Below are 14,606 nucleotides of genomic sequence, written 5' to 3'. Positions count from 1 at the left end.
AAGGGGAATTTATTATGCGAGTAGCAACAGATATTGGAGGAACTTTTACAGATTTAGTCGCATTAAATAAAAACGGGGAATTAATTCTAGGAAAGGCAGATACAACACCGAAAAACTTCGAAGAAGGTATCTTCAACGTACTCAACCAAGCAAAAGTGAATTTAAAAGATATGAACATGTTTATTCACGGTACTACAATCGTAATCAACGCTTTAACAGAAAAGAAAGGCGTCAAAACAGGATTAATTACGACAAAAGGCTTTAGAGATGTTTTAGAACTTGCACGCGGTAATCGTCCAGACCTTTTTAATGCACGCTATAAGAAACCCGACCCCTTCGTAGAACGCCATCTTAGAAGAGAAGTTTCTGAACGTATGAACCATAAAGGTGAAATTACGTCAGGACTGGTCTTTGAAGAAGTTGAAGAAATTCTTCAAGATTTCAAACGTGAAGGCGTTAAAGCAGTCGCAATTTCATTATTGCATAGTTACCAAAACAACGACCACGAGCGTGCAATTGCATACTATATCAATCGCTATCATCCAGAATTTTCAATCACCTATTCCACCGAATTGAATAACGAGTGGCGAGAATATGAGCGCACATCGACTGCAGTGCTGAACGCATATGTTAAACCTATCGCAAACGACTACTTGTCTAATCTAGAACGTCATATTACCGAGCGAAGCAATAGTTCCAACAACTATGTCATGCAGTCGAACGGCGGTACCAGTACCTTTGAACATGCGAAAAGGGCACCGATCAACATGGTGGAATCCGGACCTGTTTCCGGTATTTTCGGCGCAGCCGTACTTGGAGAATTAATCGGCGAAGAGAATTTAATTGTATTAGATATCGGTGGCACAACTGCGAAATGTTCTCTGATTGAAAACAATCATGTCAAAGTCTCCACCGACTATCACCTTGAACAAACGCATAACTACGCAGGTTATCCGATGAAGGTGCCTGTAGTGGATATCGTAGAAATCGGCAACGGCGGCGGTTCAATCGCCTGGTTCGATGACAGCGGTTCAATTAAAGTCGGACCTAAATCTGCAGGTGCAGAACCTGGACCGATTGCCTACGGCAAAGGCGGTACAGAACCTACCACCACAGATGCCAATTTATTATTAGGTCGTCTTGATTTGAAAAACTTCGATACCAATACACCTATCAGCACCTTAAAAAAACAATTCGAACAATCCATTACCAATCACTTGGATGTGGACTTGGATACAGCAGCTATGGGAATTATCAAAATTGCGAATTCCAACATGCTGAATGCGTTGAAATTGATTTCAGTACGTAAAGGTCATGATCCTAGAGACTTTACAATGGTCGCAATCGGAGGCGGCGGTCCTATGCATTCACAAGACTTAGCACGCGAATTAGGCGTGAAAAAAGTCATTGTACCTTCCGCCTCCAGTGTCTTCGCTTCATGGGGCATGTTAATGTCTGATTTACGTCACGACTATGCCCAAACTTATCTTGCGAACACACAAAATTTAGACTTTTCAGAAATTAATTCAATGTACCAAACATTAATCGACGAAGCCATTGAAACATTAGAGCACGAAAACGTAGACGAGAACAACATTGTGGTTTATAAAACAATCGATATGCGCTACCAAGGCCAAGACCATCCAGTAGAAGTGTCTGTACCTTTCGACACATTGACAGAAGACAACTTAAACAAGGTTATTGAAGCCTTCCACCAAAAACACGAACAGTTATACACGTATACACTTTTAGGGAATGGCATCGAAATTGTAAATGTTAAGATTTCAGTGCTTGGCAAAATCGAGAAACCTGTCATCAAAAAAGCAGAAGCACCACATGGCGACCCTGTTAAAGAAGAACGCGATGTCTACTTCGAAGCGACAGGCTGGGAACGTGTTAAAGTTTACGATCGTGATAAATTGCCGATTAACGAAGCGATTGAAGGGCCTGCAGTGATTGAAGAAAAATCTACGACAATCCCGCTTAACCCTGACGACCGGTTAGTCAAAGATGAATACGGCAATCTATTGATTCACATTGGAGGTGATAATTATGAGCTATAACACAGATCCGTTTACGTATGAAGTGATTAAAGACTCATTAATCTCTACCGGTGAAGAAATGTTCATCGCTTTAGCAAGAACATCAATGAGTCCGATTATCTATGAAGTATTGGATTATGCATGCGGATTAACAAATAAAAAAGGTGAACTCGTGACATTAGGCAATGGTGTCACTGGGTTTATCGGCATGCTGTCGTTTATGGTCAAAGAAACATTAAAGACGTATGGCGATGATATTCATGAAGGTGATGTCTTTATCCTTAACGACCCTTATAACGGCGGAGGTTCTCACCTATGCGATGTCGGATTAGTATTGCCGATTTTCGAAGATGGAGAACTGGTCGCTTTTGTCGCAAACAAAGCACACTGGACAGAAGTCGGCGGTAAAGATACAGGCTCTATGTCTACCAACTCTACAGAAGTCTATCAAGAAGGACTGCAGTTCCCTTGTATCAAATTGTTCGATAAAGGTGTTAAAAACGAAGCGATTATTAAAATCATCGAATCCAATGTGCGTTTCCCGCAACTCTCTATTGGCGATATGTGGGCGCAAATTGCTTCTTTAAAAACAGGAGAACGCCGGATTAAAGGCTTATGCAAAAAGTATTCTACCGATGCCATTTTAGAAAGCATGGATCGTTTCTTAGACCAAGGCGAAACATTGACACTTAAAGAAATCGCTAAACTGCCGGATGGTGTCTATGAAGTTGAAGAATGGATTGATGATGACGGGATTACTGATGATTTAATTCCAGTACAGCTGAAATTGACAATTACAGATGATGAATTCATTTGTGATTTCAGAGGTTCCTCGCCACAAGTTCAAGGTCCGATTAATAGTTCCTATACTGGACTTGTTTCAGCAGTCAGAACCATCTTCCTAGCTATCACAAACCCTTCGCAAGAAGTAAATGACGGCGCCTTTCGACCACTTAAAATTATCACAGACGAAGGGTCTATAATTTCAGCAAAGCGCCCTGCCCCCGTCTCAATGTATTGGGAATCTATGTTATACGGTACAGAAATGATTTGGCGTGCCTTAGCACCTGTCTTGCCTAAGCGCTTAACTGCAGGCCACTTGCTTTCTGTATGTGTAGTCATTATGGGCGGCAAACTGCCTGAAAAAGATGAGAACTTCTTAATCGTCGAACCTTCTGTCGGCGGTTGGGGGGCAGCAGATGACTTTGATGGTGATACGGGTCAATTCTGTATCTCTGACGGTCAAACCTTTAATGTGCCTGTTGAAATTGCTGAACACACTTATGGTATTGAAGTGGAAGAATTCTCAATGCGTACAGACGGCAAAGGTGCCGGCAAACACCGCGGCGGTTCAGGTGCGGTTCGTACTTACAAAGCACTGACAGATGGTCAATTCTTCACAGGCAGCTTCGGCCACCATAAAAGCAATACATGGGGCGCAGATGGCGGCCACGAAGGATCAAACAACGAATTCTTATTCGTCAAAGCAGACGGTACCGTAGACGGTCCATACGGCAAATACAATCAATATCCGTTAAACAAAGGCGATAAAGTAGTCTTGCGCACAGCGACAGGCGGCGGTTACGGCGATCCAAAAGCACGCAGCCGAGAAGCTGTCGCACGCGATTTGAAAAACGGCATCATCACCTCAGAACAAGCACAAGACGTTTATGGTTATGAACAAAGCAATTAAATAGATATCAGAGAGGGCGTTGCCTATGAAAGAAAAACCAGTTTCAAGAAACACGCAATCTTCAGACAACCCTTTAGACAGTATTCCAGTCGACCAGCGCCAGCATTGGACAACACCTGCAGTCATCTTCGGCGGTCTTGAATTTACCATACCGGTCTTAATGGTCGGAGCATCCTTAGCCGGATCATTCGGTTTAGTTCAAGTCGCTTGGATTACTATTATCGCTATGGTGGTCTTTCAATGGCTCGGCAACACTATCAACGGCTATATCGGGGCAAAAACAGGCCGCCCCTCTTCTGTTATTGCGAAGAACAGCTTTGGAGATATCCAAGCACGTTTAATCGCAGGCGGAACGATTTTTATTGTTTCCTTAGGTTGGTGGTCGCTTCAGACTGCTGTCGCAGGCAACGCCATTTCTGCCATGTTAGGTATCGATTACCATAAACAGTGGTTCTTATGGGCACTGATTACAATAGTAGCCGGCTTGTTGTTTGCGGCACCTTCTATCATCGGTTACCAGTCGATGAAATGGACAGATTACCTTGCAGTCCCTGCAGGCTTACTGTTAGTCATCGGCGGTATTTATTACGCCTTAAGCAATAATGGATTAGACAAGTTGATGCAATGGCAGCCGGAACCTAAAATGACCGTACTGACTGCGATCAGTTTAATCATCGGTGTCAATGTCTCTCAATGGGTCATTGCGGCAGACTATACACGTTATGCCAAACCAACATGGAAAGATAATATCTTGATACCACTCGGCATTATCGCAGTCGGCATTCCATTATTTATCGTCGGTGCTGTAATGAGTGTCGGCGTCGGCGAAGCTGATATCGTAGAAGTGATGATGGGACTCGGTTTTCCGGTTTGGGGCTTCTTGATATTGTGGTTTGCGACATGGACGAGCCAGTTAGTGAACAACTATAGTATGGGATTGGCTTTTGCGAACTTGCTTAATATCGATTCCCACCGCGGGCGGCAAATATTAACGCTGCTCGGCACGCTGATTGCCATTGGTGTCGCTTTAGCAGGCTTCTTAAAATACTTTACCGATTTCTTAAGTTTAACTGCGATTGTATATCCTGCCATTGCCGGTGTTTTGTTCGTAGACTTCTTCTTTTTGAGAGAACGTACATGGCAAAAAGTAGCCGGATGGAATGTAATGGCAACATTGGCGATGGTAATCGGCATGATAATCGGCATGATAATCGGCTACTATACTCAATTTGTACATCAACTCGGTATCCCTGCCATTCAATCATTAATCGCAACCATGCTGTTTTATTATCTCTTTATGCGTATCAAAGCAGTTGTGAAACCAGATGCTTTCACACCAAACAAGTGGCACAAATCAAAATATTAGATAAAATATAGGATGCTTAAAACTATATTTCCTTACCACTTCCTAGGCTTAGGGAGTGGTCTTTTTATATGTATTTTTAGACACCCCGCTTTGTTCCTTCAGACAAACTTCAGTCTGACCTACAATGCAAAAAAGCGCTCAACCACAATGATTGAGCGCACAACAATTGTTTTACTTATACAATTTTCTCTCTAATCTTTCCAGAGATGTAATCCACGATACCGACCATGATTACTAAGCCGATTAAGATAATTCCAACACGATCCCAAGAACGTGTCTGCAAGGCAAAGATTAATGGTGTACCGATACCTCCGGCACCGATTAAACCTAAGATGGATGCTGAACGCAAGTTCAGCTCAAAACGGTAAAGAATTAATGACATGAACGTCGGTAAGATTTGTGGGATAACCGCAAATACTAATGTTTTAATTTTATTTGCGCCGCTTGCTTTAAGCGACTCCGTTGCACTTAAATCAATATTTTCAATATCCTCTGCGAAGAGTTTTCCTAGCATCCCTACTGAATGAATACCGAGTGCCAATACCCCTGAAAATGATCCTGGTCCTACTGCTTTAATAAAAATCAAAGCCATTACAATTTCAGGAAAGACTCTAATAATACTTAAAATGAATTTGCTTGTCCCTGTGACTGGACGGAATTTGACAATATTCTTTGCGCCTAAGAACGCTAAAGGAATACAGATAATCGCTGCTAATATTGTTCCGACCACTGCAATCGCCAAGGTTTCTAACAAACCATGCAGCAAGTCTTCTCCGCCTTTTTGATAGACAAAGCCCCAATCCGGATGGGTTAACCCTTGTAAGATAGAACCTAGAATCTGACGAGATTTATCTTTAATTTCTAAAGCCGGCATACCGGCAAAAGCCCAAATCAAAAGTGCCGCAACCACTAGTGCTGTTAAGGTATATTTGATTTTCTTCTGCTTATTGCTGTAGTTGTTTAATAACTCTGTTTTACTCATTGTCGTCATGTGAGTTGTTCCCTCACTTTCGAACTGATGAAGTCAATAATGACTACAATCAATAGTGTAAATAAGATAATCACTGCCGTTTTATCATATTGGAACAGGCCGAGTGTTTGGTCATAAAAGAGACCGATACCGCCGGCACCAACTAAACCAAGTACTGCAGCTGCACGAATATTGATTTCAAAAGCGAATAATACATAAGACACATAAGAAGCTAGTGCCTGCGGAACGACACCGAACAAAATCCATTTAGTTTTATTCGCCCCTACTGCCGTCATGGCTTCTAAAGGACCTGGATCAATCGCTTCTAAAACTTCATATAATAACTTTGCGACGATACTGATAGTTAATACAATGACCGCAAGCACACCTGGAATTTGACCAATCCCAAAGACCGCAACGAAAATAGCCGCAAGCAATAAATCCGGAATCGTACGCACAATGTTCAGCACAAAACGTGCCGGCATTGCTATCCATTTCGTCCGCGAAATATTCTTAGCACATAATAAAGCAATGGGTACTGCTATAATTGAACCGATAAATGTACCTACGATTGCCATACGAATCGTATCTAACATTGGATTTAATATTTGAGATAAATAACTTAAATCCGGCGGAAACATATCTGTAAATAAGACACCGATTTGAGGCAAGCCGTATAATAAATCACCGATACTGAATCCCGTATAATTTAAACTCCATATTACTAAGAAGAGTATAAGGACTGCACTGAAAGTCGTCTTAAACGATTTCTTGTTATTTAACATCGACGCATAATCTTTCGCATGATCCATGTTAATTCACTCCTAACTTCTCTTCGTCTTGAATAGAACGGCCGTAAATTTCATTAAAGGCCTCATCTGTTGCACGCTCAACAGGCCCGTCAAAGACCAATTGACCATCGCGCAAACCAATAATACGTGTGCCGTATTCGCGTGCTAAATCCACAAAGTGCAAGTTGATAATAATCGTAATGCCTAATTCTTGATTGATACGTTTCAAATCATCCATCACTTGTTTGGTTGTTAAGGGATCTAATGAAGCAACAGGCTCATCTGCTAAAATAATCGCAGGTTCTTGGCATAACGCTCTAGCAATAGAAATACGCTGTTGCTGCCCGCCGGATAATTCATCAGAACGTGATTTATACTTATCTAAAATATTGACGCGGTCTAAAGCTTCTAATGCTTTGATTTTGTCTTCCTTCGGAAATAAACCAAGAATCATTTTCCAAGTCGGATGATAGCCGACACGTCCGCTGAGTACATTACGCATCACCGAAGAACGTTTGACTAAGTTGAAATTTTGGAAAATCATACCGATGTTTCTGCGCATTTCAAGCAGTTGGTTGCCGCTGGCTTTCGTTATCGATTTGCCGTCAATCAGAATTTCCCCTTCTGTAATATCATGCAGCCGGTTGATAGAACGCAGTAATGTCGATTTTCCTGATCCTGACAAGCCGACGATGACTGCGAAATCACCCTTTTCAATATTTAAATTAATACGGTCTAAACCAACATGACCGTTACTATAAACTTTGCGTACATCTTTAAATTCAATTTGACTCATACTCATTTCCTTTCCTTCTCGCTTTAATACAAAGCGAGCGTATTCAACGGACTCAATGTGCTCTTACAAGCCTCACTGCGTTGAAATACGCTCATTAAAATGGTGTGATGGTGCACATCTGTTAGCTTTGTGCTTACTTCATTTCTTTGACTTTTTTTTCGTATTCTCTAACGATATCGAAGTTTTCATCTTTGCTGTCTACGTAGTTTTCATGAGAGTAAACTTCACTGATAACTTTGTGCCCTTCTTTTGTTTTCGCAATATCTTTAAAAGCTTTTTTCAATTTGTCGCGGAATTTTGAATCCATATCGCTGCGCACTGAGATTGTATCGTTTGGAATTGGTTTAGTTAATTTTAAAATTTTAGTTTCGTCAAAGACTTTCGGTTCATCTTTTTTCACGATTTTACGTGCATCATTGAATACAGCTGCCGCATCTACATCGCCGTTCATTAATGAAATGACTGCTTGGTCATGGCCTTTCATGTTCACAACTTTCATGTCTTTTAAGACATTTACGCCTTCTTTGTCTAATTCAACAAGTGGGAAAGTATACCCTGCAGTTGAAGTCACATCTTGCAACGCGATTTTTTTGCCTTTTAAATCTTTAACACTTTTAATACCTGAATCTTTTTTAACAAGAATTTCTGATTTATAGTCCTTTGTAAGTTCTTTTGAATCTGAACCGTCCTTATTCACTCCGAAACGTTGTGCTTGAAGCAATACATCGGCTGCTTTTTGATCATGCGCTAATGTATAAGCTGTTGGAGGTAAGAAACCAACATCTACTTTTTTAGATTTCATTGCTTCAACAATTGTGTTGTAGTTCGTTGAAACTGAAACTTTCACTGGGATACCTAACTCTTTAGATAATAATTTTTCTAACGGTTTTGCTTTCGCTTCTAACTTATCAGCATTTTGAGAAGGGACGAATTGAACTGTTAATTCTTTAGGTTTGTAATCCCCGCTGCCTCCCTCTTTATCACTTTCTTTCTTATTGTCTAAAGAACTGCCGTTGCCGCAAGCGGATACGAATAAAATAACTGCCATCATTAAAGCGAAGAGTGACTTTAACGCATGTTTCTTTCTCATTCAACATTCCTCCATATGTATTGTGATGTGTTACACATTTATTATATGAGTGAATTAAAGTGAGAAACAACACAATATTTGTGTAGATTGAGTAAATAATTTATGCGATGTTGATTCGTTTTAAATTATTTGAAGCTTTAGTTAAGTTATCGTAAATCTTAAATTTATCCAATGTAACTTTCTAAGATTACGAATATAATGAAAGGACAAGTAAATAAAAATAAATACATAACCATTTTAGGAGGAACATTCAATTGAAAGTAATCCATCGTTACGTCGCAAGTTCTGTTCTGATTGCAACTACACTACTCAGTGCATCACCTGATACATACGCACAAAGTACAACTGATGCACCGACTATCGGAGAAGCTGAAAAAGGAAAAGTACTTATGGATAATTCACATGCCCAAACCGCAGGTGCGGCAGATTGGGTCTTAGACGGCGGTTTTTCTGATTATGCCAACCAAATCGCAAAGCAAGGTTATCAAGTGAAAGAATTACGCGGACGAGCAAGTATCACGCCTGAAAAGTTAAAAGATACAAAGATTCTAGTCATTCCTGAAGCGAATACACCTTTCAAATCTTCTGAACAACAAGCTATGGTTGATTTTGCGAAACAAGGCGGCAGTATTATTTTTATTTCTGATCACTATAACGCAGACCGCAACTTGAACCGTATTGATTCATCTGAAGCCATGAACGGCTATCGCCGCGGTGCATACAATGATATGACCAAAGATATGACACAAGATGAAAAGCAATCAGAGGCTATGCAAGGCGTAAACAGTTCTGATTGGTTAGCTGAAAACTTTGGTGTACGCTTTAGATATAATGGTTTAAACAATCTTACAACGAAAAATATGGTAACAGGCAAAGATGCAATGGGCATCACAGATAATGTCAACAGTGTTTCTATGCATGCAGGCTCAACGTTAGCCATTACTGACCCTGATAAAGCAAAGGGCATTATTTATACACCTGAAGGTTTATCTTCAGAACAAAAATGGTCGCATGCAGTGGATCAAGGCGTTTATGCCGGAGGCGGTAAAGCTGAAGGGCCTTATGTCGCGGTGTCTAAAGTCGGCAAAGGCAAAGCTGCATTTATCGGTGATTCATCTTTAGTTGAAGACAGCACACCGAAATACAAACGAGAAGACAGCGGAGATACAAAGAAAACTTATGACGGCTTTAAAGAAGCAGACAATCAGCAATTGCTCTCTAACTTAACAACGTGGCTCGGCAAACAAGAGGATGCCGAATCGATCACAGCACTCGGTATCTCAAAAGACCAAGCCACACCATTGAAAGATTTCGAACAGCCAAAGCAATCAACAGAACCGCAAAAAGAACCTTGGTCAGCACCTAAAGCAGGTTATAAATGGTATGACCCATCAACTTTTGCGGCTGGCAGCTATGGAGGCTCACAATCTGAAACTCCAAAAGAAGAACAGCCTTCAACACCAGATGAGGATACAAGCAGCACATCTATCAATACGAATGGCATTGCATTCGATGTGCCTGAACAGCTTCAAGCAGGACAAACATTTACTATCAAAATCCAATTTAAAGATCAGCCTGCCAACCAAACTTTAAACGATTTGCGTGCCGGTATTTACGCAGATGGCGGACGACAGCTTGCGACATTCGGCACACAATCATCACCAGGTTATAGTACAGCACAGTCTGTTCAAACAGACAGAAACGGCAATGCGACACTGACATTGAAAGGTCAAACAATATCTGATGCTTCAGGATCTGCACACTTGCGTTTAAAACAAGGTTCGCATAACCTGAAAACACAATCTATAACGATTAACTGATACGCACATAGGGGGATTTTACTTTGACACAACTTGCATTCTATATCGTCAGCGATGTACACGGCTATCTCTTTCCAACCGACTATCAAGACAAGACGCAACGATTACCGATGGGGCTCTTGCATACCAAAGCCATCATAGAAGAAGATAGTGCACAGTACAAAAACACGATTCGTATAGATAACGGCGACTTTCTTCAAGGATCGCCTATTGGACATTATCTTGCGAAAGAAAGAGAATCTGCAGAACAGCTGGCGGCGATTTATAATCAATTCGGATTTGACTTAGGTGTAATCGGAAATCATGAGTTTAACTTCGGATTAAATTATCTCAAAGACACATTAGCGGATTTAGATTATCCAGTCTTATCTGCGAACATTTTAGAAAACGGCGAACCCTTCACTGGTCATGGTGTCACGTATTTACAAAGAGAGGGATTGACGATTGGCGTGATTGGTTTAACTACACAATATATCCCGCACTGGGAGAAAGCAGAATACATTGAAGATCTGACATTTGAAAGTGCTGAAAGCACATTGGCACAGTGGCTGCCTGAAGTCAGAGCCAAATCAGATATTGTGGCAGTATGTTACCATGGCGGGTTTGAAAGAGATTTAGAAAGCGGTGCACCTACGGAAGCCTTAACTGGAGAAAATGAAAGTTATGCATTGCTCGACCGCTTCCACACCGACATCGACCTTTTAATCACCGGCCACCAGCATCGTGAAATCGCACAAGTCATTCACGGCGTCCCAGTCATCCAGCCTGGTTCTAAAGGCAATACTGTCGGCAAAATTGTCTTAGACTACCATGATCAAGGTGTCTATCATGCGACTGCACAGCTTCTAACAGATGATAATCCAGATAAAGCTGTACTGACAGATGAGCTTCAGCAATTCAGTGATTACATCGAACAATGGCTGGATGCACCGATTACTTTATTATCTGAAGATATGGCCGTTGAAGATCAATTTAAAGCACGCACTGCACCGCATCCATACCTTAACTTCTTGAATTATATCTTAATGGAAGCAAGCAATGCTCCGATTGCGGCATCTGCCTTATTTGATTTATCACGCGGCTTTAAAGGCGAAGTCACAATGCGGGATGTCTTAAACAATTATCCCTTCCCTAATACTTTCAACGTACTTAAACTCAGCGGACAAGACATTAAAGATGCTTTGGAACAAACAGCAAAATACTTTGAAGTACAAGACCAAGAAGTCATTGTGAACCCTGAATATATTGAACCTAAGCCTCAGCATTACAATTATGATATTTGGTCAGGTATCACCTATACTATCAAAGCAGGCAATCCTAAAGGCGAACGTATTACACGTTTGACACATCAAGGACAGCCGATTGCTATGCATCAAACCTATGAAGTCGTACTGAATAATTATCGTGCTGTCGGCGGCGGCAACTATCCAATGTTCAGTGAAGATAAAATTATCAAATCGATTCCGACTGAAGGTGCACAGCTGATTATTGATTACTTGCAAGCACATCCTGAATTGGATATTCCGAATGTGACAGATTTCAAAGTTGAAGTATAGATTACATTAAAGACAAACACAGCCCCCGCATTCAATACGGAGGCTGTGTTTTATGCTTATATCAAATTTTTTATGCTGCTTCTGTTAAACTGTCGACTAATTCTTTCACTGCTTTTGCATAGTTGTATTTTTCTTCTAAGAGTTTGTATGAAAGTTCATTCACACTTTTATCAACATGCGGTACTTGTGAATCTTTGTCATAGATTTTGTTGGCTTTGTCCGCAAGCTGATTGTATTTATCTGCAGAAACTTCTTTCGTTTCACCGTCTTTATGATATTTTCCGTACTTCACAGCATCGAACTTCGGCATATCTTCTGCTTTAAGATCAAACCCTTGTCCTTGAAGCATCGCATAGCCTTTAGCTACAGTATCCACTTCATTCGTTGAACGATCAATCGTGCTCTTTAAGTGGTCATACGCTTTTTCATTTAAAATTTTCTTCGCTTTGCTTTTCTCTAAGTTGCTCATTTGTGTTCCTAATGCCACGTATGAATTAGTAAATTCATTCAATGCATGTTTTGCAAATGATTCTTTATCTAAGCCTTCTGCTTTTGAAATTTTGTGCAAGTTATCATAAGACTGTGTATAGATATCTGTGATGTTGCTGATAGTTTGATAGATTTTTTTGTTATCTTTATTATCTAATGCATCTTTGTTGAAGTCTTCTTTATACTTTTTAAAATCTGATTTGATTTGTTTATTCGCTTTGTCTGTAACACTGATGATTTTCTTATGGTCCTCAGGGTTATCTGTACCTGCTTTATCTACTTTGTCTACATTTTTTGCGAGTTTATCAATGTATAGGTTCGTTTGTTTTTTAAACTCTTTCTCTTTGTCCTCTTGGCTTTGACATCCAGCTAAAATAATAAATAATGCGATAAATCCAATAAAAATTCCTAATTTCGTAAATTTCAACTTTACTCCTCCAGTACTTTTTATTTATATATTTATATCAAACGCTCAAGCACCTTAAAGATGGCGGCTCAAGTAGTTCAACGCATGGTTCATTATGTATACTGATTGCCTTAAACTGCACTTACTTTATCAGAATACTCAAGTTTTCGATTAAAGTAATAGATACCAATCAATGATTGATGTTAGATGCTATAAAAAAGTCCTCAATAACATTAAAGTATTGAGGACACACATCATAGCCTGTCAGTTATTTATATCGTAACACAACCTATTAATCATGTATATATAAAATTATGGTAATAGTTTAATTGTTATTATAAGGTGAATTTAAATATTAATTAATTGTAAAAATCCTTATATTTGTTACAAAAACATTGGTTTATCATACATTATTTATAATGTTTCGCTACTTCCACAAACATATCAAACGCCATTTCGAATGCATCTTCATTCAAAGCAAATCTTGGGTGATGATGCGGTCTGTCATATTCTCCTGCTTTAGTACCTGCACCTATAAAGACATACGTACTCGGCACAATATTAGAAAAGGCACTGAAATCTTCTCCGCCCATCATCGGATCTTTCGTGACGACTTTTCCTGGGAAATAAGTTTCTGCTAATTGTTTTACAAAGCGTGTCTTTTCCGGGTCATTATAGACACCATCATAACCGACAAGATAATCTAATTTGTACGTTGCACCGACACTTTCACATGTCGTTGCGAGCAGACGTTCCATTTGTCTTTTAACCAGTTGTCTGTTTTCTTCTTTCGTTGTACGGACAGAACCGCCAAGGGTGATTTTATCAGCGATGACATTTTCAGCACCGATATTACCTGCTTGAAAGATAGTATTAGATACAACTACCGGATCAAACGGATAGACATCTCTTGAAACAATCGTCTGCAAGTTATTGACGAATTGTGCACCAAGCACTAGCGGATCTAGTGCCAAATTCGGCTGACTGGCATGTCCGCCATGCCCTTTAATCGTAATATGATAAATATCTGAGTTGGCACTGGCCGGCCCTTCTTTAATATCAATGAATCCTAATTCTAAAGGTGTCCATAAATGATGGCCGTATATAAAGTCAAAGTCATCAAAATACCCTGTCGCCACCATTTCTCTCGCACCGCCTGGAATCAGTTCTTCTGCATGCTGGAAGATGCAGTGGACTTCATTTGGAATCGATGTGCGATGTTCATCAAAGTAATGGGCTGCACCGAGTAATACGGCAGTATGGCCGTCATGCCCGCATGCATGCATCACCCCTTTGTTTTGCGACATAAATTCTAAATCGGTACGTTGTTCTTGCATCGGCAAAGCATCAATATCAGCACGTAAACCAATCTTTTTGCCTTTGCCTTCGTTAAATACCGCAACTGTACTTGTTTCAGTCAGTTCTACCACTTTGCAGTCCATGTTATAAAGCTGCTCGCGAATAAATGCGGCTGTTTCGTATTCCTGAAAAGAAACTTCAGGATGTGCATGCAGATGTCTGCGATATGCGATAATACGATCTTTGTATTGTTCATAGTTCATAGTTTGTCCCCCTTAACAGCTCATC

Annotated in this window: 11 protein-coding genes; 5 read left to right on the top strand and 6 right to left on the bottom strand. The window is 40.3% G+C overall.

Going from position 1 to position 14,606, the window contains the following annotated elements; genetic code table 11:
* The first annotated feature begins 14 nt into the window (after window positions 1-14).
* The 3 genes from C7N65_RS11125 to C7N65_RS11115 are packed head-to-tail and all read left to right on the top strand — an operon-like array spanning window position 15 to window position 5,101.
* Entirely contained in the window at window positions 15-2,063 is a 2,049-nt protein-coding gene (locus tag C7N65_RS11125; RefSeq protein ID WP_105994539.1) for a hydantoinase/oxoprolinase family protein, read from the top strand.
* Window positions 2,053-3,735, top strand: a complete 1,683-nt coding sequence (locus C7N65_RS11120) for a hydantoinase B/oxoprolinase family protein (RefSeq protein WP_105994538.1) — start codon at window positions 2,053-2,055, stop codon at window positions 3,733-3,735. Before C7N65_RS11125 ends, C7N65_RS11120 begins: the two co-directional genes overlap by 11 nt.
* Before the next feature lie 25 nt (window positions 3,736-3,760).
* Window positions 3,761-5,101, top strand: a complete 1,341-nt coding sequence (locus tag C7N65_RS11115; protein ID WP_105994537.1) for a cytosine permease — start codon at window positions 3,761-3,763, stop codon at window positions 5,099-5,101.
* A 175-nt stretch (window positions 5,102-5,276) separates the two neighbouring features.
* Here C7N65_RS11115 and phnE (C7N65_RS11110) read toward each other — a convergent pair whose 3' ends face one another.
* The 4 genes from phnE (C7N65_RS11110) to C7N65_RS11095 form a co-directional block, all read right to left on the bottom strand.
* Window positions 5,277-6,092 carry a phosphonate ABC transporter, permease protein PhnE gene (gene phnE, locus C7N65_RS11110; protein ID WP_105994536.1) on the bottom strand — a complete coding sequence of 272 codons (816 nt, stop codon included), beginning with the start codon at window positions 6,090-6,092 and terminating at the stop codon, window positions 5,277-5,279.
* The gene (gene phnE, locus C7N65_RS11105) at window positions 6,089-6,883 is read right to left on the bottom strand and encodes a phosphonate ABC transporter, permease protein PhnE (RefSeq protein ID WP_105994535.1); all 795 of its coding nucleotides are present in this window, start codon (window positions 6,881-6,883) and stop codon (window positions 6,089-6,091) included. Before phnE (C7N65_RS11105) ends, phnE (C7N65_RS11110) begins: the two co-directional genes overlap by 4 nt.
* Before the next feature lies 1 nt (window position 6,884).
* The gene (phnC, locus tag C7N65_RS11100) at window positions 6,885-7,658 is read right to left on the bottom strand and encodes a phosphonate ABC transporter ATP-binding protein (RefSeq protein ID WP_105994556.1); all 774 of its coding nucleotides are present in this window, start codon (window positions 7,656-7,658) and stop codon (window positions 6,885-6,887) included.
* Between the two features lie 133 nt (window positions 7,659-7,791).
* A complete protein-coding gene (locus C7N65_RS11095; RefSeq protein ID WP_105994534.1) occupies window positions 7,792-8,748 on the bottom strand; it encodes a phosphate/phosphite/phosphonate ABC transporter substrate-binding protein in 957 nt (318 codons plus the stop codon).
* Window positions 8,749-9,002: 254 nt separating this feature from the next.
* Here C7N65_RS11095 and C7N65_RS11090 point away from each other — a divergent pair, with 254 nt between their 5' ends.
* Both C7N65_RS11090 and C7N65_RS11085 read left to right on the top strand, forming a co-directional pair.
* The gene (locus tag C7N65_RS11090; RefSeq protein ID WP_105994533.1) at window positions 9,003-10,568 is read left to right on the top strand and encodes a DNA-binding protein; all 1,566 of its coding nucleotides are present in this window, start codon (window positions 9,003-9,005) and stop codon (window positions 10,566-10,568) included.
* 23 nt (window positions 10,569-10,591) lie between these two features.
* Window positions 10,592-12,124: a bifunctional metallophosphatase/5'-nucleotidase gene (locus C7N65_RS11085; RefSeq protein WP_105994532.1), complete on the top strand. Its 1,533-nt coding sequence runs from the start codon at window positions 10,592-10,594 to the stop codon at window positions 12,122-12,124.
* Window positions 12,125-12,194: 70 nt separating this feature from the next.
* On the opposite strand, the gene C7N65_RS11080 is transcribed toward C7N65_RS11085, so the two are convergent.
* Both C7N65_RS11080 and C7N65_RS11075 read right to left on the bottom strand, forming a co-directional pair.
* Window positions 12,195-13,040 carry a hypothetical protein gene (locus C7N65_RS11080; RefSeq protein ID WP_105994531.1) on the bottom strand — a complete coding sequence of 282 codons (846 nt, stop codon included), beginning with the start codon at window positions 13,038-13,040 and terminating at the stop codon, window positions 12,195-12,197.
* A gap of 389 nt (window positions 13,041-13,429) precedes the next feature.
* Window positions 13,430-14,581 (bottom strand): M20 metallopeptidase family protein, encoded by a 1,152-nt coding sequence (locus C7N65_RS11075; protein ID WP_199790690.1) that lies wholly within the window; start codon window positions 14,579-14,581, stop codon window positions 13,430-13,432.
* Window positions 14,582-14,606 lie beyond the last annotated feature (25 nt).

Origin of the sequence: Staphylococcus simulans (assembly GCF_002994445.1) — a bacterium.
GTDB lineage: Bacteria > Bacillota > Bacilli > Staphylococcales > Staphylococcaceae > Staphylococcus > Staphylococcus simulans_B.
This window is presented reverse-complemented; position numbering and strand designations above follow the sequence as displayed.

Coding starts and splice junctions, on each gene's coding strand:
- C7N65_RS11125 (WP_105994539.1), top strand. CDS start 15: ATGCGAGTAGCAACAGATATTGGAGGAACTTTTACAGATTTAGTCGCA.
- C7N65_RS11120 (WP_105994538.1), top strand. CDS start 2,053: ATGAGCTATAACACAGATCCGTTTACGTATGAAGTGATTAAAGACTCA.
- C7N65_RS11115 (WP_105994537.1), top strand. CDS start 3,761: ATGAAAGAAAAACCAGTTTCAAGAAACACGCAATCTTCAGACAACCCT.
- phnE (WP_105994536.1), bottom strand. CDS start 6,092: ATGACGACAATGAGTAAAACAGAGTTATTAAACAACTACAGCAATAAG.
- phnE (WP_105994535.1), bottom strand. CDS start 6,883: ATGGATCATGCGAAAGATTATGCGTCGATGTTAAATAACAAGAAATCG.
- phnC (WP_105994556.1), bottom strand. CDS start 7,658: ATGAGTCAAATTGAATTTAAAGATGTACGCAAAGTTTATAGTAACGGT.
- C7N65_RS11095 (WP_105994534.1), bottom strand. CDS start 8,748: ATGAGAAAGAAACATGCGTTAAAGTCACTCTTCGCTTTAATGATGGCA.
- C7N65_RS11075 (WP_199790690.1), bottom strand. CDS start 14,581: ATGAACTATGAACAATACAAAGATCGTATTATCGCATATCGCAGACAT.